This window comes from Prauserella isguenensis, from assembly GCF_014191605.1.
Taxonomy (GTDB): domain Bacteria; phylum Actinomycetota; class Actinomycetes; order Mycobacteriales; family Pseudonocardiaceae; genus Prauserella; species Prauserella isguenensis.
Map to the genome: position 1 here is coordinate 63,581 of NZ_JACHWU010000008.1, position 24,267 is coordinate 87,847.

Sequence of the window (24,267 nt, forward strand, 5' to 3'; positions counted from 1 at the left end):
ACAGTTGTGGGCGCGTCGTCAGGAATCCTGCGCGCGCGGCGTGGCCACCGGCTCCGGTTCGGCGATGTCGAAGTACTCCGGCTGCGGCGCCGTTCCCGCCAGCTTGAAGTAGCGGACCTTGCGCCGTCTCCGCAGGGTGAGCGTGTCGCGCACGGCGTCGTTGTAGACGCGACGCGCGATGACCATGCGGTACTCCGCATCGGCCAGTTCGTCGGCCAGTCGACCCGGCAGCGCCACGCGGTCGAGCAGGCCGAGCAGCCGGGTGAGTTCGTTCTCGGCCGGCTCGCGGTCGGCCCGCGGAGCGCGTTCGGCGGTGGACGCCGCGGCGACGAGGGCGTCGGGGTCGACCCGCGCGAGCGCTTCCGCCGGCGCCGACGCCGCCATGGTCCTCGCGACGACCGCACGCCGGGCGAGCGCCGCATCGAGCGCGCCCCAGCCCGCGTCCATACGCACGTGCAGCCTGTCGAGGCGGTTCGCCGTCGCCAGCAGGAACAGCCCGACGGCGACCACGAGCACGGCGAGCGCCGCCACCACCAGGAAGACGGTCATGCGCCCACGTCCCGGTCGGTGCCGACCTTACGCGGATCGGCGGTGATGGCCGTCTCGTAGACACGTTGAACCTGCGTGACGACGGTGCGCCAGTCGTACAGCGCGGCCCGCTCGGTCGCCGCGACCGACAGTCGGGCCCGCTCTGCGGGGTCGGCCAGCAGCCGGCGCAGCGTCCGGCCGAGTGCCGTGGCGTCCCCGGTGGGTGTCAGTACCCCGGCGCGGCCGTCGTCGAGGACCCGGCGGAACGAGTCGAGGTCGCTCGCCACCACCGGAGCGCCCGCGGCCATCGCCTCGGTGAGGATCATTCCGAAGCTCTCGCCACCGGTGTTGGGCGCGCAGTAGACGTCGACGCTGCGGAGGGCACGCGCCTTGGTCTCGTCGTCGACCTGGCCGAGCAGTTCCAGGCGGTCTTCCAGTTCCGGGCCCGCCTGTCTGCGCAGCGTGTCGGCCTCTCCCCTGCCCGCGACGAGCAGCCGCACGTCGGGCAGGTCGGCGACGACGCCCCGCAGCGCCTCCAGCAGCACGCCCATCCCCTTACGGGGTTCGGTGTAGCGGCCCACGAAGCCGACGGTGCCGCCGGTGCGGGGATAGCCGTCGAGCGGGCCGGCCTCGGCGAACGCAGGCACGTCGACACCGTTGGGAATCTCCACGGCGTCGCCGCCGAGGTGTTCGACCTGTACCCGGCGGGCGAGCGCCGACACGGCGATGCGGGCGGTGATCTTCTCCAGCAGCGGCCGCAGCACGGGCTGGAACGCCGACAGGGTGCGCGAGCGCGGCGTCGAGGTGTGGAACGTCGCCACGATCGGGCCGTCGGCGACCTTCAACGCCAGTAGCGACAGGCTCGGCGCGGCTGGCTCGTGCAGGTGCAGCACGTCGAACCGGTTGTCCCGCAACCACCGCCTCACCCGGGCGTACGACACAGGGCCGAACTGCAACCGCGCCACCGAGCCGTTGTACGGGATGGCCAGCGACCGGCCTGCCGGGTGGACGAATTCGGGCAGGTCGGCGTCCTCGTCGGCGGGCGCCAGCACCGACACCGTGTGACCGCGGGAGCGGAGCGCTTTGGCGAGGTCGACCACGTGCCCCTGCACCCCGCCGGGCACGTCGAAAGAGTAGGGGCAGACGATCCCGATCCGCATGCCGGTCACCCCGCGTCCGCAGCGGCTTCGCCGCCCGCGGTGCCGTCGGAGCCGTCGCGGTCGGCGGGCCAGAACGGCTGCAGCATGTGCCAGTCGGTGGGGTGGGCGGCGATGTCGCCTGCGAAGACGTCGGCGAGCGCCTGCGTCGCGGCGGGCGCCTCGGCCCGATTGGCGACGCGGATGCGCGGGTGGATGCGCAGGCCCCAGCCGTCGTCGGTGTACCAGGACCCGACGGGCAGCAATGCCGCGCCGGTGCTCGCGGCGAGCCGCGCAGGCCCCGCAGGGAACCGGGCCTGCTCACCGAAGAAGGTCACCGGGGTACCCGTGTCGGTCAGGTCGCGGTCGCCGACGAGGCACACGACGCGGTTCTCACGCAGCCGCTGCAGCAGCAGCCGGAACGACACGCTGCCGTCCGCGGGGATGACCTCGAAGCCCAGCGATTCCCGGTACTCGACGAACCGGCGGTACAGCGATTCCGGTTCGAGGCGTTCGGCGACCGTGGTGAGTTCGCCGACGTTCCGCACCGCCCACAGGCCTGCGACGTCCCAGTTGCCGGTGTGGGGCAGGGCGACGACCGCACCGTTGCCCTCGGCCAACGCGGCCTCGAGGTATTCGGTCCCGCTGATGTCCACGTCGGCCAGCACCGCCGTGGGATCGGTCGACGGAAGGCGGAACGCCTCGTGCCAGTACCGCGCGTAGGAGTGCATCGCGCGGCGCGTCAGGTCGTCCAGTTCGGTCTCGCCGGCCTGCGGGACGACGCGCCGAAGGTTGGCCCGCAGTTGCCGGACGCTGCCGCCGCCGCGGCGTGCGGCGAGGTCCGCCACGCCCCAGAAGGCGACGCCGGCCAGCGTCCGCGGCAGTTTCGGCACCAGGCGCCACCCCGTGGCGAATCCCGCGTCGGCGAGTCGTCCGGCGAGTCCCGTCACGAGTGTCCCTCCGCGGCCGAACGCGCCACCCCGACGATCCGCTGGACCAGGGTGATCACCGACAGCACCGCCAGCAGCCACTGCGACACCTCGACGGCGACCGGCACGCCCAGTCCCTGCAGGCCGGTGCCGACGAGCGCGATGATCAGCCGTTCGGCACGTTCGACGAGCCCGCCGTCGGCCGAGGTGAACCCGGACGCCTCGGCGCGCGCCTTGACGTAGGAGATCACCTGCGCGAGGACCAGCGAGATCAGCGCGGCGACGGCGATGCGCTCGTTGCCGGTGGCCATCGCCCACCACGCGATCGCGCCGAACAGGGCACCGTCGACGAGCCGGTCGCACGTCGCGTCCAGCACCGCCCCGAACGGCGTGCTGCCCCGCGCCCGCGCCATCGCGCCGTCCAGCAGGTCGAGCATGACGAAGCCCCACACCGTGAACGTGCCCCACAGCAGCATCCCGGCAGGGAAGAACACCAGCGCACTGCCGAGCGCACCGGCCGTGCCGATGAGCGTCATGGCGTTGGGCGTGAGCCCGGCCCGTACCAGCGCGGCACCGATCGGGTCGGTGACGCGTGATACCGAGGCGCGCGCGAAGATATTCAGCATCTGGTCCTACGAGGCGTGCAGGTCGGTCCGGGGACGTCGGTCGGGGCTGGTCGTGCGGGGCTGATCGGTCCGGGGCGGCCACCGGATGTCACGTGGTCGAGTGACCACCGACCGGTCGGCGCATCCGCCCAAACCCTATCGACTTCCCGCACCGACCGCCGGAACGGATGCCCGGAGCGGCTGCCGCGGCGTGCGCAGCGGTGCTGGTCCGGACCTACGCCGCCCGGCCGGTGTCGCCCCCGTCACCGGCATCGGCCTGCGCGTCCTCGTCCTCGGCGGCGAGCCGGCGTTCGACCTCGGGACACTGCGGCGTGAGCCCGGCCCGGATCGTCTCGCTGATCTCGCCGAGCATGCGCACCTGGTCCGGCGTCAGCTGGTCGAACACCGCGGCCCGGACCGCCTCGACGTGCCCGGGCGCCGCGGCCTTGATGGCGTCGAACCCCGCGGGCGTCAGATGAGCGAACGCACCGCGCTTGTCGGTCGGGCACGCCTCGCGGCGGACCCAGCCTTTCGCCTCCAGCTTCGCGACGGCGTGCGAGAGGCGGCTGCGGGACGACCCCGTGGCGATGGCCAGATCGCTCATCCGCATCACCTGATCCGGCGATTCCGAGAGTTCGACCAGCACTTCGTAGTAGGCCTGCGGCATGCCGGCGTCACGCTGGAGCTGCGTCTCCGTGTGCGCGTTGAGCATGCCGACGGCCTCCCGGAAGGCGCGCCACACGCGCTGCTCGTCGTCACTCAGCCATCGCGGTTCGTCCATACGAGCCATCATACCCCGGTTGAACGCTCAACCAACATGCGTTACAGTCATAGTTGAGCGCTCAACAAAGGGCTCCCCTCCCGGGCCGCAGCGACGGATCCGAGGTATCGAGGGAGCCGGAAGGGCGCGAGCGACCTGCTCCGAGGCGCCCCCGTACGACACGGGCGGCCACCCCGGACAGGGCGCCACAGGCAGACGAGAACACAACACGCGTGTGGAGGACACACCATGACCGCAGCGACGCAGATCCCCGGGTACCTCAAGGGCACCTGGACCATCGACCCCGTGCACTCCGAGGTCACGTTCATCACCCGGCACCTCGGCGTGTCCAAGGTGCGCGGCCAGTTCACCAACTTCGAGGGCAAGATCGTGACCGGCGAGGACGTCACCGACTCCTCGGTCGAGGCCACGGTTCACGCCGACAGCATCCACACGAAGAACGACCAGCGCGATGCGCACGTCAAGGGCGACGAGTTCCTCGACGTCGAGCGCTTCCCCACGCTGTCGTTCCGCTCCACCGGCATTCGCGCCACCGGCGACGGCTACGTCATCGACGGCGAGCTGACGCTGCACGGCGTGACCAAGCCGGTGTCGCTCGAGGCCGAGCTCGGCGGTTTCGGTGACGGCATGGCCGAGGGCAGCAAGGTCGTCGGCGTCGAAGCGAAGACCGAGATCAACCGCACCGACTTCGACGTCGCGTCGCAGTTCCCGAGCGCCGTCGTCGCCGACAAGGTGAAGATCGAGCTCGACATCGAGGCCGTCCTCGACAACTGAGCCCGAGTCCGGCCGGCGCCGAACAGGAACAACGCCGGCCCCCGGTGAGCGAAGGGCCCGCCTGCTCGATGTCCCCGAGCAGGCGGGCCCTTCGCGTGTCCTGCGTTCGGGCGTGCCGCCGCGGTGCGAGGGTGCGCGGCAGCCTCACCAGGCGTCGGCGAGCAGCTGCCGAGTCTGACCCAGCAGTTGCGGCAACACCTTCGTCTGGCCGACGACCGGCATGAAGTTGGAGTCGCCGCCCCACCGCGGCACGACGTGCTGGTGCAGGTGCGCGGCGATACCGGCGCCCGCGATCACGCCCTGGTTCATGCCGATGTTGAACCCGTGGGCGGCCGAGACGTTCCGGATGACCGTCATGGCGCGCTGGGTGAACTCCGCGAGTTCGCGCGTCTCGTCGGCGGTGAGTTCGGTGTAGTCGGCCACGTGCCGGTACGGCACGACCATCAGGTGCCCGGGGTTGTACGGGTACAGGTTGAGCACCGCGTACACGACCGAGCCGCGCGCGAGGATCAGCGCCTCCTCGTCGTCGGCGCCTGTGATCCGGCAGAACGGGCAGCCATCGGCCTCGTCGCCCGACGGTTTGTTCTCGCCCTGGATGTAGGCCATCCGGTGCGGGGTCCAGAGACGTTGCAGTTCGTCCCGGACCCCGACACCGTCCTGGCCTTCGAGCGCGGGTTCCGCGGCACCGCCGGCACCCGCGCCGCGCCCGCCGGCCGCGTCACCGGCCAACAAGAGCCTCCAGTGCCTCGGCCGTCGGGGAGGTGTTCTCACGCCGGGCGATCCAGTCGCCGATCGCCTGCACCGCACGGTCCACCGGAACGCCGTTGATCTGGCTGCCGTCGCGGAATCGGAACGACACCGCACCCGCGTCGACGTCCTTGCCGCCCGCAAGCAGCAGGAACGGCACCTTCTGCGTGGTGTGGGTGCGGATCTTCTTCTGCATCCGGTCGTCGCTGGTGTCGGTCTCGACGCGGATCCCCTTGGCGCGCAACGCCTTCTCGACACCGCGCAGATGTTCGACGTGCTCGTCGGCGATCGGGATCCCCATCACCTGCACCGGCGACAGCCATGCCGGGAACGCACCGGCGTAGTGCTCGGTGAGCACACCGAAGAACCGCTCGATCGACCCGAACAGCGCGCGGTGGATCATGATCGGCCGCTGCCTGCTGCCGTCCGGTGCGGTGTATTCGAGCCCGAACCGCTTGTTCTGGTTGAAGTCCAGCTGGATGGTCGACATCTGCCAGGTGCGCCCGATCGCGTCCTTGGCCTGAACCGAGATCTTCGGTCCGTAGAACGCGGCGCCACCGGGGTCGGGAACCAGCTCGAGGCCGGACTCCTCGGCGGCCTCCCGCAGCGTCTCGGTGGCCTCCTCCCATTCCCAGTCCTCACCGATGAACTTGTCCGAGTCGCCGCGCGTGGACAGTTCGAGGTAGAAGTCCGAAAGGCCGTAGTCGGCGAGCAGATCCAGCACGAACCGCAGCAGCGAACGCAGTTCGCCGGGCATCTGCTCCTTGGTGCAGTAGATGTGCGAATCGTCCATCGTCAACCCGCGCACACGCGTCAGGCCGTGCACGACACCCGACTTCTCGTAGCGGTACACCGTGCCGAACTCGAACAACCGCAGCGGCAACTCGCGGTACGAGCGTCCACGGGAGCGGAAGACGAGGTTGTGCATGGGGCAGTTCATCGCCTTGAGGTAATAGTCCTCGTCGTCGAACTTCAACGGCGGGAACATCGTGTCCGCGTAGTACGGCAGGTGCCCCGAGGTCTCGAACAGCTCACCCTTGGTGATGTGCGGGGTGTTGACGAACTCGTAGCCCGCCTCCTCGTGACGACGGCGCGAGTAATTCTCCAGCTCCCGCCGGATGATGCCGCCCTTAGGGTGGAACACCGGCAGGCCGGAGCCGATCTCCTCGGGGAACGAGAACAGGTCGAGCTCGGCGCCCAGCTTGCGGTGATCGCGCCGTTCGGCCTCGGCCATGCGCTCGAGGTACTCGTCCTGCGCCTCGGCCGATTCCCATGCGGTGCCGTAGATGCGCTGCAGCTGCCGGTTGTTCTCATCACCGCGCCAGTACGCGGCAGCGCTGCGGGTGAGCTTGAACGCGGGGATGAACTTCGTCGTGGGCACGTGCGGCCCGCGGCACAGGTCGCCCCAGACGCGTTCCTTGCTCCGCGGGTCCAGGTTGTCGTAGATCGTCAGCTCGCCGCCGCCGACCTCCATCACCTCATCGGTATCCACATCGGACTTGAGGTCGACGAGCTCCAGCTTGAACGGCTCGTCGGCGAGCTCGGCCTTCGCGTCGTCGACCGAGTCGACGACGCGGCGGGAGAACTGCTGCGAGCCCTTGATGATCTGCTTCATGCGCTTCTCGAGCGCCTGCAGGTCCTCGGGCGTAAACGGGGTGTCGACGGCGAAGTCGTAGTAGAAGCCGTCCTTGACCGGCGGGCCGATGCCGAGCTTGGCGTCGGGGAACTGCTGCTGCACGGCCTGGGCGAGCACGTGAGCGGCCGAATGACGGATCACACTGCGGCCGTCCTCGGTGTTGGCGGCGACCGGCTCGACCTCGGCGTCCGCGTCGGGCGCCCAGGCCAGGTCGCGCAGCGCGCCGTCGGTGTCACGGACGACGACCACGGCGTCGGCACCCTTGCTCGGCAGGCCCGCCTCACGCACCGCGGAACCCGCCGTAGTGCCCGCCGGCACCACCACGCGTTCGGTGGCTTCGGAGGCGGCGAACGACGGCTGGGACACGGTGAACTCCTTGAGACGCATTAACACAGGTACTTGCCGTGTCAATGCTAGCCACCGGGCCCCGGCCGCCGGTTCGCCGCCCGCCGGGTCGGCGTGAGCCTCAGGCCTCGGCGACGACCTGCTCGAAGTCGAGCCGCGGCAGCCGCTCCTGCCAGGCGTTCTCACCGGGCCTGCCGATGTTCACCACAACGAGCGACTTCCACGGCTTGTCGGCGAAGAACTCGGCATCCACCCCCGCGCCGTCGAAGCCGGTCATGGGGCCTGCGGCCAGCCCGGCGGCACGGACGCCGAGGATGAAGTATCCCACCTGCAGCGAGGCGTTGAGCGTGGCCACCGGCTCGCGCTTGCCGGGGTCGGCGAACAGGTCCTTCACGCCCGGCGCGTGCGGGAACACCGCAGGCAGGTTCTCGTGGAAGTCCGCGTCAGCGGCGAGCACGACGGTAACCGGGGCGGCCTCCGTCTTGGGGCGGTTGCCCTCGGACATGTGCTTGAGCAGTCGCTGCCTGCCCTCGTCGCTGCGGACGACGAGAGCGCGGAGCGGCTGGTTGTTCATGGACGTCGGTGCCCACTTCACGAGGTCGTAGATCGCGCGCAGCTGCTCGTCGGTGACGGGCTCGGAGCTGAAGGTGTTGGCGGTACGGGCGTCGCGGAACAGCAGGTTCTGCGCGTCGTCGGACAGCTCGAGCGCCGGCGTGGTCGTCATCGCGGGGTCTCCCATTTCGTCGTCGGGCGGTGGAACGACACCTGACTGCGCCGTTCCACCCACGACAACATAGTTGAACCCTTGACCACTTCCCGAGGCGGCTATGCCGCGCGTCACGATCGGTCGACGGAGGAAAACCGGCGAGCGCATGGTTGAACGTGCAACAACCAAGGGAAACCGGCGAGCGGCAGGCCGCACGACGCACCGCCCCCGGACACGGCGAAGGCGCATCCCGACGAGCGGAATGCGCCTTCGATCGAGTGCGCGATACTGGGATCGAACCAGTGACCTCTTCGGTGTGAACGAAGCGCTCTCCCGCTGAGCTAATCGCGCCGGGTGCTCTGTGCTGTTGTGCGAACAACTCTAGCGGACGCCGTTCGAGGACCGACAAACGGGTGGTCCTTTCGTCCGCACGGTGCGCATACATGCGGAAACACTCCGTAGAAGCGGCTGGATACGAGGGCCGCATCCGACGGTTGCCCGGCACTGACCGGGTATGTCGTGGACAACACGGGCGAGTCGAGTCCTATCGCCGACGAAGTAAACCCGCCAGTATGGACGGGGCGTGTGCCACACACGTGCCGTACGGCCGCCGGAGCGCGGCCGGGGTTCGACCGGAAGTGACGGGCACAACACGGCTTAACTCGTCCGAGTGGTCTCGGCGATTACGGCGAGCGAATCGGGCTTCGGCTGCGTCTCACCGGTAAGCCTCGGCCGAACCGGCCGGGAAGGGAGCAGAAGGGTACGACCATGCGAAACGATCACGTGACGCTCCGGTCCAACGCGGTCTTCGACCTGCTGGCACCGAAAACGCCTCCCGTTCCGGTGAAGGTGGAGCTGCGCTACGACACGAGCGATCCGTACGCCGTCGTCGCCGCCTTCCGTACGGGACGCGCCGGCTGGGTCGAGTGGGTCTTCGCGCGTGACCTCATCGCCGACGGACTGCTCGCCGACGCGGGCGACGGTGACGTCCACATCCGACCGTCGACCGAGGACCCCGAGTCCGTGCTGATCGAACTGACGTCGCCGTCCGGGCACGCGATGTTCGAGGCCTCGGCAGAGGAGCTCGCCGACTTCCTCGACCGAACCTACGACGTGGTGCTGCCGGGCAACGAACACCTGTGGGTCGACGTCGACGAGGCGCTCACGCGGCTGATCCCCAACGATCTTGGCTGATCACGACGCCTGCACGGCCCGACGGCGACGGAAGGTGACCCCCCGTGCAAACGGCCGTGTGGGCGTCCAGTACAGTTCTTCACACACCACGGCGGCGGGGGAAACCCCAGGGAGCCGGCCCTCTACGGAGAGTCATCTTCCAGCCGGGAAAATGCGGACGTAGCGCAGCTGGTAGCGCATCACCTTGCCAAGGTGAGGGTCGCGGGTTCGAGTCCCGTCGTCCGCTCGACTGCGGCGGCTACCCGCAGTTGAATCGGGTGCGAGCCTGATTCACAACCGCGGCGGCGTGGCCGAGTGGTTCAGGCAAGGGCCTGCAAAGCCCTGTACGCGGGTTCGATTCCCGCCGCCGCCTCGCGCGATTAGCTCAGCGGGAGAGCGCTACCTTGACACGGTAGAGGTCACTGGTTCGATCCCAGTATCGCGCACCAGCTCAGCCCCCCATCCCGGGCAACCGGGATGGGGGGCTTTACTTTGTCATGGCCGTTGTCATGGCCGCCGCTGTCATCTATGGCCGCTGTCGTCGGCGCTTGCCGGGGCCGCCTTGTGATGGCTGAGTGCCCCGCTGGGTCTCCCACCGGGTGTCTGCCGCCCCAGAGTCCTGCCTCGAGGGCGGCAGACCGAGCGTCCCGTGTCAGCCGGCGTCGGCGTGCAGTCCGCGCAACGGGGGCAGATTCCCCCACAGGACGCGTCCCGCCCTGACCTCCGCGAAGTGCCGGCCGACCCAGCTCGCCGCCACACCGTCTTGCCGCGCACGGTGCGCCACCAGCAACGTGCTGAACGCTCCGCCATCGCTCAGCGTCGCGCGCACGGCACCCAGGAAGCGATCCCGCTGCTCCCCCATCACCGTCCAGGGCACCGAACACACGACGAGATCCACCGGCGGGAGGCCACGCTCACGCACCAGGTCCGGCAGGTCGAACGCCGACGCACACGCGACGTCCACCTCGGGACAGCGGGTCCGGAGCCGATCCGTCAACGCCGGGCTGACCTCCACGGCCAGCAGCCGCGACGACGCCGGCAACCGCGTCGAGAGTTTCGTGGTGATCGCGCCGGACCCCGCACCGAGCTCGACCACCGTGCGGGCGTCCGCCAGCCGGACCTCGTCGAGGAACCCGCCCACACAGTCCGTGGCCGTCTCCGTGACGGCACCGGCACGTATCGGGTGGCGGACGAACTCACCGGCGAAGGGGCGCCGCTCTCGCCGGCGGCGCGCAGCCGTCGCGCCGTCGTGATCCATTCTCGACATCCACTCACCCCACCACCTAGGCATGACCTCCATTGTCCATGCCGCTCCGTCTCAGATGAGGCCCAGTCGGAGCATCGCGTCCGCGACGTTGGTGAAACCGTTGATGTTGGCGCCGGCGACATAGTTGCCGGGCATCCCATACTGCTCGGCCGTGGAGTAGCAGCGGGCGTGAATGTCCTTCATGATCTCTTCGAGCCGCTTCTCGGTGAACTCGAAGGTCCAGCTGTCGCGGGACGCGTTCTGCTGCATCTCCAGCGCCGATGTCGCCACGCCTGCGGCGTTCGCCGCCTTGCCCGGCCCGAACGCGACACCGGCCTCGTGGAACAACCGGACCGCGTCCGGGGTGGTCGGCATGTTCGCGCCTTCGCCGACCGCGATACAACCGCCCGCGACCAGCTGGGCCGCGTCGGTCGCGTCGAGCTCGTTCTGCGTCGCAGAGGGAAGCGCCACCTGGCACGGGACCTCCCACACGCTCCGGCCCGCCACGAACTTCGCACGCGGCCGGCGTTCGACGTAGGCGCCGATCCGCTCCCGCTCGACCTCTTTGAGCCGCTTGACGAGCTCGACATCGATCCCGTCCTCGTCGTAGATGTAGCCGGACGAGTCCGAACAGGCGACGACGGTGCCCCCGAGCTGGTGAACCTTCTCCATGGCGTAGCACGCGACGTTGCCCGAGCCCGACACCACGACCTGCATCCCGTCGAACGAGCGGCCGCGTGCCGCCAGCATCTCGCGGACGAAGAACGCGCAGCCGTAGCCGGTAGCCTCCGTGCGGACCCGAGCACCACCGAACGAGAGGTGCTTGCCGGTCAGGACACCCGACTCGTACCGATTGGTGATCCGCTTGTACTGACCGAACAGGTAGCCGATCTCCCGGCCGCCCACACCGATGTCCCCGGCGGGCACGTCCGTGTACTCGCCGAGGTGGCGGTGCAACTCGGTCATGAAGCTCTGGCAGAAGCGCATGACCTCGCCGTCCGAGCGGCCCTTCGGATCGAAGTCCGCACCGCCCTTGCCGCCACCGATCGGCAGCCCGGTGAGCGCGTTCTTGAAGATCTGCTCGAAGCCGAGAAACTTGACGGTCCCCTGGTAGACCGTGGGATGAAAACGCAGCCCGCCCTTGTAGGGCCCGAGCGCGCTGTTGAACTCCACGCGAAAGCCACGGTTGATCTGGACCTCGCCCCGGTCGTCCTCCCAGGGAACCCGGAAGGTGATTTGCCGCTCCGGCTCGCAGATCCGCTCGATGATCTTCTGTTCGGCGTACTCAGGGTGCTTGTCGATGACCGGTCCGATGCTTTCCAGCACCTCACGTACGGCCTGGTGGAACTCGTCTTCACCGCGGTTGCGTTCCATCACGTTCGCGTAGACCGGTTCGAGACGCTCGTGCAGCACCATCTGGACTCCTTCCACCGACATACGGCCGCCGCGTGACCTCGGATCGGAACGCGATCCGTCCCACTCCATACCGCGTGCGCGGTCCGATCAAGATGACGAAGGACACACGCGGCGACGCGGCCGTGGAGCGCCGCCCCAGCCGCCCGTCGACGATCTCACCGGTCGGGCTCAGCGTGGCTGGCGACAGAGCAGCGAGGTGGATCGGGATGTCGTGTTCCGCACCGGAGCGTGCACGCCGGCGGCCGCTTACAGTGCGCTCAGCACCCGCGACAGCACGATCACGCCGCACAGCACACCGTTGAACACCCGGTGAGCCACCAGGACGGCGATGAACTCCCGGACGACCGCGCTGGACCAGAAGTACCACGCCGTCGGTGCGCCGACGACCTGTCCGTCGAGCTTCGCCTTCCGCGCGAGCAGCGCGGCCCGCAGGACGTGGAAGTTGTTGGTCACCACGACACACCCGTAGTCGCTCGTGCGCGCTCGCATGAGCTCGGCACTGAACATCAGGTTCTCCCACGTCGTCGTGGAACGGTCCTCCACCATCACCCGGTCGGAGGGGACACCGTGGGATACCAGATGGTCGCGCATGGCGTGGGCCTCCGGGACCTCCTCGTCCGGCCCCTGCCCGCCGGAGGTGACGAGTATCGGATCCGCGCCGCGGGCGCGCTGCTCGTCGAACACCTCGCGGCCGCGGCCGAGCCGACTCGCCAGCAGCGGCGGCACCCGCCGCCCGTCCAGCAGGCCTGCGCCCAGCACGACGATGTAGTCGACGGGACGGCGGGAGCGGATCCGACCGTAGACGACCGAGTACAGCAGGAAGCACACGAACAGGAACGACACGTAGAACAGCACGCCCGTGATCGCCGTGGCCGTGACCGTGAGGGGCTTCCAGTCGATCAGCGCGACGAGTAGCTCAGCCGGAACGTAAGCGACAATGCCGATGCCCGCCAGCAGCGAGACCAGGTTCGCCGGTCGCCGGCCCTCCCGGCGGAGCATCGTGACCCCACTGGCGATCAGGAAGACCCCGAACGCCAGCACGGACACCGGGATCAGCAGCACGCCGATCATGAGCAGCACCCGCGCCGTGTCCTCGGAGACCGTGCCCACCACCAGCAGCATCGCCACGGCCAGGGACGCCAGCGCGAGGAACAGGTACACCCCGTTGCGCAGCTTGCGCCGGTCGCGCAGGAAGCTGACGAGGAATGCCGTGAAGAACAGTGCGGCGGGGACGAACGCGATCGGTGACACGCTCACGGGAGCCCCCGCATCGTCGTTGCGGCCGGAACACGGCGCGCGCACCCGGCGACTGTCATCAACGGTCCGCGCCGTCGGACCTGTCCCGACTCTCCACCATGTACAGGATTAGACCACAGCGAGCGATGTGGCGCCCCGCCCGCGACACGACATCGCAGCGGCGCCCGGCGCGGTTGTCAGCCGCGGGACCAGACCGGAATCCGGTCGAGCATGTCGCAGCGCAGATCGAGGGCCGCGACAAGCTCGTTGGGATCGCGATGATCGCCGACCGGGTCGAACACGTCGATATGCTCCCCGCGCAACGCGAAACCCCGGAACGGACGGGAGTCGTGCAGCAGCAGTGCTTTCAGTTCCGGGCCGAACACGGCGCGGGCGAACGTCTCGTCGTCGCAGTGCACCTCGAAGCTCCAGTCGAACTCCTCATCCCCGAGCTGCAGTCCTCCCATACCGATCGTGCGATTGATGGTGTTCTGCGGCCCGACGATCCGCGTCGCGCTGAGCATGGGATGCGCCGCGGGAGCCGCGACCCAGATCGCACGTTCCGGCCGATGCTCGCCGTCGTGCACCGTCTCGAACGTGGCCGCGACGAACGGCCTGCCACGATGAGTGCCGCTGATGACGCCCGTCGCGCCCGTCGCGCGGGGCGGCCGGTGCCACGGCTCGGCCCACCCCGTGCGGTCGTACTGCCGGTCGTACAGCGGCACGTACGAGTCGTCCCGCTCGGCGAAGGTCCAGCCTCTGGACTCCACCGCCGCCCGCGCCTCCGGTGCCGACATGGCCGCGCGGGCCCTGCCCGCCCGCCGCACCAGGACGATCAGCGCGATCACCCCCGCGGCAAGCAGCAGCACGCCACCGAACACGATCGCGAGGATCGCGCCCACACTCATCCGTCACACCCTCCACATCGAACGGTCGGCAGACGTACGAAACCGGGTGCGCCGGTTGTCCGGCCACCCGGTTTCGCCCGGCTTCAGCTGCGGCGCAACACGCGGAAACTCTCGAAGGCCTCGTCGTCGCTGAGTTGTTCGCGACCGCCGCGCGCGCATGCCGGCGCCGAGCCGTGCCCGAGCGGATCCGGCCCCGGATCGACCGGCTCGGAGTCGCCGAACAGCTTCTTGTCCTCGGCGAGCACCTTGTCCAGCAGGTCGCTGGAACCGAGTCCGCGCTGCACCACCTCGGCTTGCGCCCGAGTGGCGGCCACCCGGGCGAGCGCGATCGTGTGCTGCACCCTGGCGGACAGCTCGGCCGGGTCCACTCCACTGCGGACCGCGTCGGAGAACGTCACCTTCTCGACAGTGCCGTCCGGCCCGGCCTCCACGGTCACCACCCCGTCCGGCGAGGTGGCCGTGCCGGTGACCTCGGACAGCTGCTCGGTCATGGCCCGGTAGGTCTCCGCACGGGTGCGGTTCGCCGCCGCCGCGTCGTCGACCGCCTGGATGCGCTGCACCAGATGCTTGGCCGTCTCGTTCATGGGGTACCTCCCGTGTTCTCGGACCCGCTGCCGGCACCGCCCTGCTCGGGCCGGATGGTGCCGAGGAACTCCTCGAAATCGGCGAACACGGGTTGAAACGTCTCCGGAGTGGAGCTGAGCACGACCTGGATCACCGCACGCCGCGCCGGGTCGGCGGTGTCGGTGAATCCCATGAACACCTGGTACTGCACCAGATACCGGCGACGGCCCGCCACGTCGGCGTCGATCCGCAGCGGCTGGGTGTACACCGGGTTCTCGGCGGTGCCCGTGGCCTGCGTGTTGCCCACCTTCACCTCGTACGCACCACGGCGCAGCCGCTCCGCAGCCTCGGCGGCCACATCGGACAGTGGCACGTCACCGCCGCGCACCTCACCGGTGATCGTGATGTTCGCGGTGAAGCCGTCCCCGCCCGTGTCGGGCCGCAGTGCCACGAACGCCGCGTTCGGCGTACCGATCTCGTCCGGCGACACCGACACCCAGCCCTCCGGCAGGGAGAACTCGATCGGCACCGGGATCGTCGTTGCCATGCTCACGCCTTCTTCCTCGTCGACCGACCGTCACCGCACTCAGAAGCCGAGCGCATTGCCCACGCTACTGATCGCATCGCCTGCCCTGTCCTTGGCGCCGCCGACCGCGTCACCCACGGCCTGGCCCGCGTCGCTCACGGCATCGCCGGCACTCGTCGCCGCGTCGACCACACCGCCCGGGTCGACCGACACGTCGAAGCCGACCTTGCCGCCGACGCCGAGTGCGGCACCGGCGGACGCCCCGATGTGGAACTTGCCGTCGTCCCCCATGCCGAACTGGGCGTCGGCGGACGCACCGACACCGGCCCACGCCTCGCCGTTGACACCGGCGCCGACACCGGCGACCTCACCGCCGACGTCACCGCTGGCCTTGGCACCGGCGAACGCCTCGGCGCTGACATCGGCACCGGTGAGACCGACGCTGGCGTCGGCGGACGCCTCGGCGCCCGCCATGGCCTCACCGCTGGCCGACACGCCGGCGTGGTCGCCGAAGTTCAGCTCGCCCTCGACATCGCCTCTCGCACCGACGAACGCCTCGGCACTGGCCTGTGCGCCGAGCGCGTCGACGCTCGCCTCGGCGCCCGCGTCACCGCCCACGAAACCGCTGGCGCTGCCGCTGCCCGACACGCCCATCCCGGTGTCGAACTCGCCTTCCACCTCGCCCTTCGCCAGGTAGGCCTCGGCGTTCGCGCCCGCGGCGAAGCCGTCCTCGGTGACCTCGGCGTACGCACCGGCGCCGGCGCCGAGCACCGACCCCGAACCGGAGGCACCCGCCGACATGTCGCCGTACTCGGCACCCACGTCGAACTCGCCGCCCGCGACCTCGACGTCGTCGCCGACCTCGTGGCGCACCGGGTCGATGCCGAGCATGCCGGGACCGGGCAGGTCGATGCCCAGGCTGTCGAACAACTCTCTGGCGCCGTCGTGCATGAGCTTGTCGGCCGGTTCGTCGCCGACCGTGTTCTGGTAGCTGCGGTTGCCGTTCTGGTCCGTCTGCCAGCCACCGGTGTCGACGTCCTCCCACCGGCCGGTTTCCGGGTTGAACTGCCGTTGCGTCTGCCGGTTGTCGGCGCCGAACTTCCGCTCGCCGAACTCGTGCTGGAACCGGCCCTCCTCGTCGTGGGTCATGCCGAGCGCCATGGCCACGACCCCGCCTTCCGCGGCAACGGCCTTCCGCGCGGCGTCGAGGATCTGCTGTGCCTCCGCCATGGCGGGCCCGCCCGGGTCCTCGAACGGTGCGATCGGGCCGCCCACCATCGGGCCCAGCGCACGCTGCGCGTCGTACTGTGCCTTCGCGGCCCGGCTGGCCGCCCTCGCCTGGTGGTACAGCTCGATCGCACGCTGCGCCTCGCCCTGCCCCCAGGTCAGGATGTCGGCGTAGTTCGCCAGCTGTCCGCCGCCGTGCCCGACGGCCTCGGCGGCCTGCCCCCACTTCGGCGGCTCTTCGGCGAAGACCGACCGGAACGTCGTCGCCGCGTCACCGACCCAGCCGGCCGGGTCGATCGTCCCGAGCGTGGAACCGATCTCGTCGGCGACGTTGATCGGATCGACCAACGACCCCAGGTCGGACGAGATCACCTCGGGTTCGCCCGGAATGAGCGCCTTCGGGTCGTCGGTCTGCCCCAGTTCCGCCATCACCGCTCCTGTCCCTCGCTACCGGCACCGCCGTCGAGAACGGCGGTGATGCCACCCGCGGCCGCGCCGCCGAGCGCGCCGCCGAGGCCGCCCGCGATACCGCCGACAGCGCCGCCCACGGCCCCGCCTGCGGCCATACCGCCCGCCGCGCTCTCGAACGCGTTGCCCAGCGTGTCCATCGACGACCGGGTGTCGTCGTCGGATTCGAGGTACTGGGCAGCGGCCGATCCGAGCTGGCCCCCCAGTTCCTCGGCCTTGCCCTTCAATGTCTCGAAATGCTTGCGCATGCTCTCGATGTAGAGCTGCCACGCCTGCTGCACCGCGTCGTTCCCGTAGTCACCGCTAGGGCCCTGCCACATCAGACCGGCCGCGCCCCCTGCGGTCTCACCGATCCGTCCCGCGGTCCCGCGCAGTTCGTCAGGAACGGCATCGAAGCCTGTCATGGTCCCCAACTCCTTCGCCTTTCGGCGGCGTCGCCGGCAGTCGCACGGCCGCCGGACCACCGCTCGTACGTAACTGCTGACGCGGCGCGGTCGGGCCGGGTTCCCGCCGGAGGTGAATTTCCGTCAACTCGGGCGAACCGCCCTCGTCGCACACACGAAGGACGGGCCGGGATGTCCCGGCCCGTCCCCGACGTGCGGTGTTCGGCTGTGCTCGGTTGGGAGCGCGGCCGCGCTCAGCCGAGGACGGCCGCCGGCCTGCCCGCGAGCAACCGGACGAGTTCGTGCGGATCCGGCAGCGGCCGGCGCGGCCTGCGGCAGATGCGGACCAGTTCGGGGTTCGAGTCACCCTCGTCCCCGACGATGCAGGCAAGCCCTGTCCTCAACGCCCTCATCGCCCGCACCCGAGAACTAGCTGGTACGGCCCAGCAACTCGTAAGGCAGGCATTGGGGGCTGCCGTTCCGTGGGTCGTAGAAGATGTCGGCCTTGACGCCGAAGACGTCGCCGAGCATGTGCGAGGTCATGACCTCATGTGGTGATCCGGCGGCATAGACCCGACCCTCGCAGAGCGCGATCATCTGGTGCGAGTAGCGCGCGGCACTGTTGAGGTCGTGCAGCACCATGACGGCAGTCTGACCCTCTTCCCGGTTCAGGCGAGCCAGTAGTTCGAGTACCTCGAGCTGATGGGCCATATCGAGGTAGGTCGTGGGCTCGTCCAACAACAGGGTGTCGGTCTGCTGCGCCAGAGCCATGGCGATCCAGGCGCGCTGGCGCTGGCCACCGGACAATGTGTCCAGCGCCCGGTCGGCGAACCCGTCCACGCCGGTGATCTCCAGGGCGCGCGCGACAGCCCGCTCGTCGGATCTGGACCACTGTCGGAGAAAGCTCTGGTGCGGGTAACGGCCCTGCGACACCAGTTCGCGGGTGGTCAACCCCTCCGGAACGTGTGGGCCTTGGGGCAGTACGCCCAACCTCTTCGCAACCTCACGTGTCGCAAGGTTGGCTATGACCTCTCCATCGAGGTGAACGCTGCCCGTGCGTGGCTTCAGCAGACGCGCCATCGAACCCAGCAGAGTGGACTTCCCGCAGCCGTTCGGGCCGATTATCGACGTGATCCGGCCCTCCGGCATGGCTACGGAAAGGTCCTCCAACACCGTGGAGTCCTCGTAGGCGAACGTGATGCGCTCCGTACTGAGCTTACTCACAGTTCTCGCCTCTCCGACGGGATCACTGATCCTCCAGCATTCTCTCCGTGTCCGGGCATGCGAGATCTATCCGTTCCTGTTCCGATAGAGCAGATACAAGAAGAAGGGCGCGCCGAGAACTGCGGTGACGATTCCGGCAGGCAGCTCCACGGGAGCGAACAGGGCTCGTCCGACGAAATCCGCACCCACGACTATCGTGGCTCCCGTAGCCGCGGCCGCGGGTATGAGGCCCCCGTAGGCCGGGCCGACCAGGTGGCGAGCGATGTGCGGGGCCATCAACGCGACGAAACCGATCGTTCCCGCCGTCGCCACGGCGGTACCGGCCAGTCCGACGCTCGTCAGCAGCAGCAGCCCGCGCACCTTTTCGACAGGGAGCCCCAGAGCACGCGCCACGTTGTCGCCCAAATTCATCGCAGCGAGATGGCGGGAAAGCAACAGTGCCAACGGAAAGAACACCAACAACCACGGCGTGAACGAGTAGAAATCGTCCCAACCCCGACCGTAGACACTGCCGGCGAGCCAGACCAGGGCGACCGAAGCCTGTTCTATCTCACCAACGGCTATCAAGAGCGTCGCGCCGGCGCCGGCGACAGCGCTCAGCCCGATACCGACGAGCACCAACCGTAATGGCGATCCCTTCCTCCGCCATGCCAACAGGTACAGCAACCCGGCCGCAAGAAAAGCACCGGCCAGTGCTGCTGGTTGCAGATAGACGATGGAGGCCGCCGGCGCGACCACGATCAGACTCACCGCCGCCAACGATGCCCCGGCGTTGATACCGACGATATCCGGCGCAGCGAGGTCGTTGCGCGTGAGTCCCTGCAGTATCACCCCGCTCACCCCCAGCGCAGCTCCCACAGCCACGGCGACCAGGGCACGGGGCAGGCGCAGACTGTTGACCACAAAAGCGTGGCCACCGTCATCCCCCAACCCGACAAGCGTGCGTACGACCTCGACCGGTGACACCGGATACTCTCCGTACCCGACATTTGCCACCAGCCCGGCGAACGCAGCCAACGAGAGCACGCAGATGATCAGGACCGAGCGCAGGTTCAGCCTCAGCGAGACCGGTCCGGCTCGAAGCGTTGCCTCACGGGCTTTCGGGCGGGAGGCGATGGGCGCGAGCCGTGCCATATTACTGCGACACCTTGTTACGCGCCAGGTAGATGAAGAACGGAGCACCCACGACAGCGGTGGTCACACCGACAGGGATTTCGTGGACCGGAAGGACCACACGCGAGATGATGTCGGCGCCGAGGAGCACTATCCCTCCGATGATCGCAGAGTAAGGCAGGATCCAGCGATAGTCCACACCGACGAAGAAGCGCACCGCGTGTGGGACCACGAGCCCGATGAAGCCCACCGGCCCCGCCACGGCGACTGCGCTGCCCGCCAGGAGGACCACCGAGAGCACGGCGAGAGATTTCGTGAGACCGGTCTTCTGTCCCAGACCACTGGCCACCTCCTCGCCGAGCATGAGTGCAGTGACCTGGCGGCTCAGAGCCAACGCGAGTGCGAACCCCACAAGGACATAGGGCGATATCTGCTGCAGCAGCTCCAGGTCACGCCCGAGTACCGAGCCGGCGAGCCAGAACCGGATCGTATCCATGGTCTGCTCGCTGAGTACCAGGGTCGCCGTGGTGAATGACGACAGGAGCGCCGCAACTGCCGCCCCACCGATGGCCAGCCGCATCGGCCTCATCCGCCCGCGGCCCATCGAGCCGATCCCGTACACGACCGTGGCGGCGATCGCCGCCCCGACGAATGCGAACGGTGCAAACGTCGACGATGCCGTTCCACCGAACACGAACACCGTCGTCACCACGGCGAAGGCGGCCCCGGCGTTGATTCCGAGTATTCCCGGATCGGCCAATGGGTTGCGCGTAATTCCCTGCATAATGGCACCTGCTACCGCCAGGCAGGCTCCGACCAGGGCCGCGGCGAGTGCACGTGGAACCCGAATGGTGCGGATGATCAGGTCATCTCGGGATCCGTCGTAGTCGCCGAACGCCCGAACCACGTCCGTCACGCCGATACCGGCCACGCCGAAGTTGACGCTGACGACGAGGCCTGCAGCCAGAAACACCGCACATACCAGCAGTCCGAAAAGGAGCGTGCTCCTCGACCGCAACATGGAGATGACCCGTCCGCCTGAGTTCGATCAGTCCGACCAACTACCGCCCGTCGAACAACTCGACCGCCTCCTCCGCGATCAGTTCCATGGAGACGAGCCCCCGCGACCGGGTCCACAGGGCCCGACTCACCGCGTGGACGTCCCCGTTCTCCACCGCGGTGAGCTTCCGCCACACCTCCGATGACTCCCAGGGCTTCATCGTGGTCTCCGCGTCGGTCATGACGAACAACACGGCGGGGTCGATCTCTGCCAACCCTTCCAACCCCGTCGAGGCAGAGTCCGCGTCCGCGGGATACGCCGCCGCCTCTGGTGCATAGGGAACCCGCACTCGATCGAGGATGTCAGCCACGTACGACCCCTCTCCCAGAACCTGCGCCGTTCCGCGCTCGCGGGGAATGACGGCCAGTGAGTGGCTGCCATCGCCTTCGGAGTCGGCTCGCGACAACTCGTCGAGCCGACCTTCGAGACGTCCGATCTCCGCGTTCATTTCCTCCGTCTTGTTGATGGCATCGCCGACCTGTCGAGCCACATCCAGCGTTTTCTCGTAGCCGGCGTACCGGGCGGTGAACACAACCGTCGGGGCGATCGCACTCAGTTCGTCGTAAATCGCCGCGTGACGGTCGTTGTCGGCGATTATCAGGTCGGGTTCGAGCTTTGCGATCTGCTCCAGATTGGGCTCAGACCGGCTACCGACCGACTCCCACTCGCCGATCCTGCTCCGCACCTCAGGGATCAGGTTCTCCGGGTCGCCGTCGTCGACCAGCCCGACCGGGCTCACCCGAAGGGAAGCAAGCATGTCGATATACGGAAGCTCGAGCGCGACGATTCGCTGGGGCTGCGTGGGGACCTCGGCCTCACCCATGTCATGTTCGACTGTGCGGGTGGGCCCAGACGCGGCGTCTCCACCCCCTTCGCCTCCGGCCGTGGCGCACGCAGTGAGCAGTACGATACTCAGAATCATTCCGAAAATCGTTTCGGTGCCACGTTTCAACCATCGCCGCTCGCGACAAATCATGTCGAGCACACTCCATTCTGGACGCGTTCTCTCGCCCTTGTCCGGCAACCGAAACAGGCCGCCGTACGCCGGATCCGGTAACGAGCCGGACACGGCAGCGGAACGGCCGGTCTCGCACGTCCGGAGGAGATGCCGGTTCAGTGGCATACGAACTCCAGGACGCCCGTGATCTGCTGCGGAAACTCTGATCGAGCGACGTAGGAGTATCAACGATCCGAGGACGAAAAGGACCGGATACGTGACCACCGGACCGCGATGAAGAACGAACGGCGCGCAGGCGAGACGACCCGAGCAAGGACAACGCACCCTTGGTTATAGTCGTAAATATAACCGTGGTTAGAATTTATCTGTGACGCTCACGCGTATGTCATAGCCGGCTCGTCGGGTCAATGGTTCGGCCGGTACAGCTCCGCCGACTCTTGGCTTCGCGTCGTCATTCGACGGGACATCGGAACATGAGAAAGGGCGGGCCGGGGATTGAACTGCTCCCAGCGGTCGGACTGTCAATCAGTTCCGACCGCGGGAAGCGTTCAGAGTTCCCCGGCCCGCCCCTACGGCTGGTACGCGCGGTGTTCGGCTCCGAGCCCTCGCCGGCTCAGCCGAGGCCGGCGGCCAGCCTGCCCGCGAGTAGCTGGGCGAACGCGTGCGGGTCCGGCAGCTCCTCACCCTCGGCCAGCAGCGTGGTGCCGTACAGCAGCTGTGCCACGTCGGGCAGCGACGGGTCGTCGGCGTTCTTCGCGTGGGACTCACGCAGCCCGGCGACGAGCGCATGCTCCGGGTTGATCTCCAGGATGCGCTTGACGTCCGGCAGCGGCTGGCCCAACTGGCGGTAGATGCGGACCAGTTCGGGGCTCAGATCGCCCTCGTCACCGACGATGCAGGCCGGCGACGTCGTCAGCCGCGACGACAACCGCACGTCCTTGACCTCGTCCGACAGGGTCTCGCGGAGCCACTCCACCAGCCCGGCGAACTCCTCCTTCGTCGCCTCGTCGGTCGAATCGTCGGCCTCGCCGTCCCCGTCGAGGTCCACCTCACCCTTGGCGATCGACCGGAACGTCTTGCCCTGGAACTCGGCCCCCGAGTCGACCCACATCTCGTCGACCTGGTCGGTGAGGATCAGCACCTCGACGCCCTTGCTGGTGAAGGCCTCCATGTGGGGCGACTTCTCCACCATCTCGCGCGAACGGCCGGTCAGGTAGTAAATGTGCTCCTGACCCTCGGGCATACGCGCGACGTACTCGGCGAGGGTGGTCTGCTCGTCGGCCGAACGGGTCGAGTCGAACGAGGCGATCTCGAGGATGTCCTGCCTGCTGTCCGGGTCGGTGACCAGTCCCTCCTTCACGCAGGTGCCGAACTGGCTCCAGAACGTGCGGTACCTGTCCCGGTCCCCGGACTCCTCCGACTTGACCAGACCGGCCACGGTGGACAGCACCTTCTTGGCGAGCCTGCGCCGCATGGCGCGGATCTGGCGGTCCTGCTGGAGGATCTCCCGCGAGACGTTCAGCGACAGGTCCTGCGCGTCGACGACACCCTTCACGAAGCGCAGATACTCGGGCATCAGCTCTTCGCAGTCGTCCATGATGAACACGCGCTTGACGTAGAGCTGCACGCCGCGCTTCGCCTCGCGGGTGAACAGGTCGAACGGCGCACGCGAGGGCAGGAACAACAGTGCCTGGTACTCGAACGTGCCCTCGGCCTGCAGCCGCATCGTCTCGAGCGGGTCCGCCCAGTCGTGGCTGATGTGCTTGTAGAACTCGTTGTACTCGGCGTCGGTGACCTCGCTGCGCGGACGGGCCCACAGCGCCTTCATCGAGTTGAGCGTCTCCGGCTCGACGACGGTCTCCTCGGACTCGCCGTCCTCACCCTGCTTGACCCGCTCGACCTCCATACGGATCGGCCACGCGAGGAAGTCCGAGTAGCGGGTGACGATCCGCCGCAGAACGCCGGTGTCGGTGTAGTCGTGCATGCCGTCGTCGGTGTCGACGGGCTTGAGGTGCAGGGTCACGGCGGTGCCCTGCGGGGCATCGGGCACGTCGGCGATCGTGTACGTCGCCTCGCCCTCGGACTCCCAGCGGGTGCCGACGGTCTCGCCCGCCTTGCGGGTCACGACGGTGACCTTGTCGGCGACCATGAACGCGGAGTAGAAGCCGACGCCGAACTGCCCGATGAGGTCGCTGCCCTGGGCCTCCTGGGCCGACTTGAGCTTCTCCAGCAGCTCGGCCGTGCCGGACCGGGCGATCGTGCCGATGAGGCCGACCACCTCGTCGCGCGACATGCCGATGCCGTTGTCGCGCACGGTCAGTGTCCGCGCGGCAGGATCGCGTTCCAGCTGGATGTGCAGGTCGTCGGTGTCGACGTCCAGGTCCTTGTCGACCATCGACTCGAGCCGCACCTTGTCCAGCGCGTCCGACGCGTTGGACAGCAGCTCCCGCAGGAACACGTCCTTGTCCGAATAGATCGAATGCACCATCAGTCGCAGCAGCTGCCGCGCCTCGGCCTGGAACTCGTGCGTCTCGGCCTGCTGCTCCGACTCCACTGCCTTCTCCGCCATCGGCGATGG

The 24,267-nt window shown here is 68.6% G+C and carries 24 protein-coding genes and 4 tRNA genes; 5 read left to right on the plus strand and 23 right to left on the minus strand.

The features are described from left to right. Positions 1 to 18 precede the first annotated feature (18 nt). The 5 genes from FHS23_RS21180 to FHS23_RS21200 form a co-directional block, all read right to left on the minus strand. Positions 19 to 549, minus strand: a complete 531-nt coding sequence (locus tag FHS23_RS21180) for an NUDIX hydrolase (protein ID WP_183658889.1) — start codon at positions 547 to 549, stop codon at positions 19 to 21. Beyond that, the gene (locus FHS23_RS21185; RefSeq protein WP_183658891.1) at positions 546 to 1,688 is read right to left on the minus strand and encodes a glycosyltransferase family 4 protein; all 1,143 of its coding nucleotides are present in this window, start codon (positions 1,686 to 1,688) and stop codon (positions 546 to 548) included. The genes FHS23_RS21180 and FHS23_RS21185 overlap by 4 nt, the downstream gene beginning before the upstream one ends. A gap of 5 nt (positions 1,689 to 1,693) precedes the next feature. Beyond that, positions 1,694 to 2,614, minus strand: coding sequence for a phosphatidylinositol mannoside acyltransferase (locus FHS23_RS21190; RefSeq protein WP_183658893.1), 921 nt, complete (start codon positions 2,612 to 2,614; stop codon positions 1,694 to 1,696). Next, positions 2,611 to 3,219, minus strand: a complete 609-nt coding sequence (gene pgsA / locus FHS23_RS21195; protein ID WP_183658895.1) for a phosphatidylinositol phosphate synthase — start codon at positions 3,217 to 3,219, stop codon at positions 2,611 to 2,613. The genes FHS23_RS21190 and pgsA overlap by 4 nt, the downstream gene beginning before the upstream one ends. 214 nt (positions 3,220 to 3,433) lie before the next feature. Next, positions 3,434 to 3,979 (minus strand): MarR family winged helix-turn-helix transcriptional regulator, encoded by a 546-nt coding sequence (locus FHS23_RS21200; protein ID WP_183658897.1) that lies wholly within the window; start codon positions 3,977 to 3,979, stop codon positions 3,434 to 3,436. 228 nt (positions 3,980 to 4,207) lie between these two features. Between FHS23_RS21200 and FHS23_RS21205 the strand changes: the two genes are divergently transcribed. Continuing rightward, on the plus strand, positions 4,208 to 4,753 hold the full coding sequence (locus FHS23_RS21205) for a YceI family protein (protein WP_183658899.1): 546 nt from the start codon (positions 4,208 to 4,210) through the stop codon (positions 4,751 to 4,753). Positions 4,754 to 4,897: 144 nt separating this feature from the next. Here the strand turns inward: FHS23_RS21205 and FHS23_RS21210 are convergent, their stop codons facing one another. The 4 genes from FHS23_RS21210 to FHS23_RS21225 form a co-directional block, all read right to left on the minus strand. Beyond that, on the minus strand, positions 4,898 to 5,482 hold the full coding sequence (locus FHS23_RS21210; protein WP_425501161.1) for an HIT family protein: 585 nt from the start codon (positions 5,480 to 5,482) through the stop codon (positions 4,898 to 4,900). Next, complete coding sequence (gene thrS, locus FHS23_RS21215; protein WP_183658901.1) at positions 5,472 to 7,502, minus strand: threonine--tRNA ligase; 2,031 nt, start codon at positions 7,500 to 7,502, stop codon at positions 5,472 to 5,474. Before thrS ends, FHS23_RS21210 begins: the two co-directional genes overlap by 11 nt. Before the next feature lie 100 nt (positions 7,503 to 7,602). Continuing rightward, the gene (locus FHS23_RS21220; RefSeq protein ID WP_183658903.1) at positions 7,603 to 8,205 is read right to left on the minus strand and encodes a malonic semialdehyde reductase; all 603 of its coding nucleotides are present in this window, start codon (positions 8,203 to 8,205) and stop codon (positions 7,603 to 7,605) included. Positions 8,206 to 8,466: 261 nt separating this feature from the next. After that, a tRNA-Val gene (locus tag FHS23_RS21225) sits at positions 8,467 to 8,538 on the minus strand. 417 nt (positions 8,539 to 8,955) lie between these two features. On the opposite strand from FHS23_RS21225, the gene FHS23_RS21230 reads away from it, so the two are divergent. From FHS23_RS21230 to FHS23_RS21245, 4 genes are all read left to right on the plus strand, one after another. Beyond that, complete coding sequence (locus tag FHS23_RS21230) at positions 8,956 to 9,381, plus strand: SsgA family sporulation/cell division regulator (RefSeq protein WP_183658905.1); 426 nt, start codon at positions 8,956 to 8,958, stop codon at positions 9,379 to 9,381. A 153-nt stretch (positions 9,382 to 9,534) separates the two neighbouring features. Continuing rightward, positions 9,535 to 9,607, plus strand: a tRNA-Gly gene (locus FHS23_RS21235). A gap of 54 nt (positions 9,608 to 9,661) precedes the next feature. Further along, a tRNA-Cys gene (locus FHS23_RS21240) sits at positions 9,662 to 9,733 on the plus strand. 1 nt (position 9,734) lies between these two features. Further along, a tRNA-Val gene (locus tag FHS23_RS21245) sits at positions 9,735 to 9,809 on the plus strand. Positions 9,810 to 10,012: 203 nt separating this feature from the next. Here FHS23_RS21245 and FHS23_RS21250 read toward each other — a convergent pair. The 14 genes from FHS23_RS21250 to htpG form a co-directional block, all read right to left on the minus strand. Then, the gene (locus FHS23_RS21250; RefSeq protein WP_183658907.1) at positions 10,013 to 10,618 is read right to left on the minus strand and encodes a class I SAM-dependent methyltransferase; all 606 of its coding nucleotides are present in this window, start codon (positions 10,616 to 10,618) and stop codon (positions 10,013 to 10,015) included. Between the two features lie 60 nt (positions 10,619 to 10,678). Next, a complete protein-coding gene (gene gdhA / locus FHS23_RS21255) occupies positions 10,679 to 12,022 on the minus strand; it encodes an NADP-specific glutamate dehydrogenase (RefSeq protein WP_183658909.1) in 1,344 nt (447 codons plus the stop codon). Between the two features lie 246 nt (positions 12,023 to 12,268). After that, positions 12,269 to 13,279, minus strand: coding sequence for a YdcF family protein (locus tag FHS23_RS21260; RefSeq protein ID WP_343054152.1), 1,011 nt, complete (start codon positions 13,277 to 13,279; stop codon positions 12,269 to 12,271). Between the two features lie 176 nt (positions 13,280 to 13,455). Continuing rightward, a complete protein-coding gene (locus tag FHS23_RS21265) occupies positions 13,456 to 14,166 on the minus strand; it encodes a hypothetical protein (RefSeq protein WP_183658911.1) in 711 nt (236 codons plus the stop codon). Positions 14,167 to 14,249: 83 nt separating this feature from the next. Then, a complete protein-coding gene (locus FHS23_RS21270) occupies positions 14,250 to 14,750 on the minus strand; it encodes a YbaB/EbfC family nucleoid-associated protein (protein WP_183658913.1) in 501 nt (166 codons plus the stop codon). Continuing rightward, complete coding sequence (locus FHS23_RS21275; RefSeq protein ID WP_183658915.1) at positions 14,747 to 15,277, minus strand: hypothetical protein; 531 nt, start codon at positions 15,275 to 15,277, stop codon at positions 14,747 to 14,749. Before FHS23_RS21275 ends, FHS23_RS21270 begins: the two co-directional genes overlap by 4 nt. A 39-nt stretch (positions 15,278 to 15,316) precedes the next feature. Further along, positions 15,317 to 16,912: a putative T7SS-secreted protein gene (locus FHS23_RS21280; RefSeq protein ID WP_183658917.1), complete on the minus strand. Its 1,596-nt coding sequence runs from the start codon at positions 16,910 to 16,912 to the stop codon at positions 15,317 to 15,319. Next, positions 16,912 to 17,355: a hypothetical protein gene (locus FHS23_RS21285; RefSeq protein ID WP_183658919.1), complete on the minus strand. Its 444-nt coding sequence runs from the start codon at positions 17,353 to 17,355 to the stop codon at positions 16,912 to 16,914. Before FHS23_RS21285 ends, FHS23_RS21280 begins: the two co-directional genes overlap by 1 nt. 233 nt (positions 17,356 to 17,588) lie before the next feature. Continuing rightward, positions 17,589 to 17,747: a hypothetical protein gene (locus FHS23_RS21290; RefSeq protein WP_183658921.1), complete on the minus strand. Its 159-nt coding sequence runs from the start codon at positions 17,745 to 17,747 to the stop codon at positions 17,589 to 17,591. A 16-nt stretch (positions 17,748 to 17,763) separates the two neighbouring features. After that, positions 17,764 to 18,558: an ATP-binding cassette domain-containing protein gene (locus tag FHS23_RS21295; RefSeq protein WP_183658923.1), complete on the minus strand. Its 795-nt coding sequence runs from the start codon at positions 18,556 to 18,558 to the stop codon at positions 17,764 to 17,766. A 66-nt stretch (positions 18,559 to 18,624) separates the two neighbouring features. Next, complete coding sequence (locus tag FHS23_RS21300) at positions 18,625 to 19,692, minus strand: FecCD family ABC transporter permease (protein WP_183658925.1); 1,068 nt, start codon at positions 19,690 to 19,692, stop codon at positions 18,625 to 18,627. A 1-nt stretch (position 19,693) separates the two neighbouring features. Next, the gene (locus FHS23_RS21305; protein ID WP_221219907.1) at positions 19,694 to 20,644 is read right to left on the minus strand and encodes an iron chelate uptake ABC transporter family permease subunit; all 951 of its coding nucleotides are present in this window, start codon (positions 20,642 to 20,644) and stop codon (positions 19,694 to 19,696) included. Between the two features lie 88 nt (positions 20,645 to 20,732). Beyond that, complete coding sequence (locus tag FHS23_RS21310) at positions 20,733 to 21,554, minus strand: ABC transporter substrate-binding protein (protein WP_183658929.1); 822 nt, start codon at positions 21,552 to 21,554, stop codon at positions 20,733 to 20,735. A 748-nt stretch (positions 21,555 to 22,302) separates the two neighbouring features. Beyond that, the gene (htpG, locus tag FHS23_RS21315; RefSeq protein WP_183658931.1) at positions 22,303 to 24,258 is read right to left on the minus strand and encodes a molecular chaperone HtpG; all 1,956 of its coding nucleotides are present in this window, start codon (positions 24,256 to 24,258) and stop codon (positions 22,303 to 22,305) included. Positions 24,259 to 24,267 lie beyond the last annotated feature (9 nt).

What these genes read in the sequence shown, in the direction of transcription:
- FHS23_RS21205 (WP_183658899.1), top strand. Translation starts at nt 4,208, where the DNA reads ATGACCGCAGCGACGCAGATCCCCGGGTACCTCAAGGGCACCTGGACC.
- FHS23_RS21265 (WP_183658911.1), bottom strand. Translation starts at nt 14,166, where the DNA reads ATGAGTGTGGGCGCGATCCTCGCGATCGTGTTCGGTGGCGTGCTGCTG.
- FHS23_RS21290 (WP_183658921.1), bottom strand. Translation starts at nt 17,747, where the DNA reads ATGAGGGCGTTGAGGACAGGGCTTGCCTGCATCGTCGGGGACGAGGGT.
- FHS23_RS21180 (WP_183658889.1), bottom strand. Translation starts at nt 549, where the DNA reads ATGACCGTCTTCCTGGTGGTGGCGGCGCTCGCCGTGCTCGTGGTCGCC.
- FHS23_RS21270 (WP_183658913.1), bottom strand. Translation starts at nt 14,750, where the DNA reads ATGAACGAGACGGCCAAGCATCTGGTGCAGCGCATCCAGGCGGTCGAC.
- FHS23_RS21185 (WP_183658891.1), bottom strand. Translation starts at nt 1,688, where the DNA reads ATGCGGATCGGGATCGTCTGCCCCTACTCTTTCGACGTGCCCGGCGGG.
- FHS23_RS21220 (WP_183658903.1), bottom strand. Translation starts at nt 8,205, where the DNA reads ATGACGACCACGCCGGCGCTCGAGCTGTCCGACGACGCGCAGAACCTG.
- FHS23_RS21300 (WP_183658925.1), bottom strand. Translation starts at nt 19,692, where the DNA reads ATGGCACGGCTCGCGCCCATCGCCTCCCGCCCGAAAGCCCGTGAGGCA.
- FHS23_RS21285 (WP_183658919.1), bottom strand. Translation starts at nt 17,355, where the DNA reads ATGACAGGCTTCGATGCCGTTCCTGACGAACTGCGCGGGACCGCGGGA.
- FHS23_RS21250 (WP_183658907.1), bottom strand. Translation starts at nt 10,618, where the DNA reads ATGGATCACGACGGCGCGACGGCTGCGCGCCGCCGGCGAGAGCGGCGC.
- FHS23_RS21310 (WP_183658929.1), bottom strand. Translation starts at nt 21,554, where the DNA reads ATGGGTGAGGCCGAGGTCCCCACGCAGCCCCAGCGAATCGTCGCGCTC.
- gdhA (WP_183658909.1), bottom strand. Translation starts at nt 12,022, where the DNA reads ATGGTGCTGCACGAGCGTCTCGAACCGGTCTACGCGAACGTGATGGAA.
- FHS23_RS21230 (WP_183658905.1), top strand. Translation starts at nt 8,956, where the DNA reads ATGCGAAACGATCACGTGACGCTCCGGTCCAACGCGGTCTTCGACCTG.
- pgsA (WP_183658895.1), bottom strand. Translation starts at nt 3,219, where the DNA reads ATGCTGAATATCTTCGCGCGCGCCTCGGTATCACGCGTCACCGACCCG.
- htpG (WP_183658931.1), bottom strand. Translation starts at nt 24,258, where the DNA reads ATGGCGGAGAAGGCAGTGGAGTCGGAGCAGCAGGCCGAGACGCACGAG.
- FHS23_RS21275 (WP_183658915.1), bottom strand. Translation starts at nt 15,277, where the DNA reads ATGGCAACGACGATCCCGGTGCCGATCGAGTTCTCCCTGCCGGAGGGC.
- FHS23_RS21280 (WP_183658917.1), bottom strand. Translation starts at nt 16,912, where the DNA reads ATGGCGGAACTGGGGCAGACCGACGACCCGAAGGCGCTCATTCCGGGC.
- FHS23_RS21200 (WP_183658897.1), bottom strand. Translation starts at nt 3,979, where the DNA reads ATGGACGAACCGCGATGGCTGAGTGACGACGAGCAGCGCGTGTGGCGC.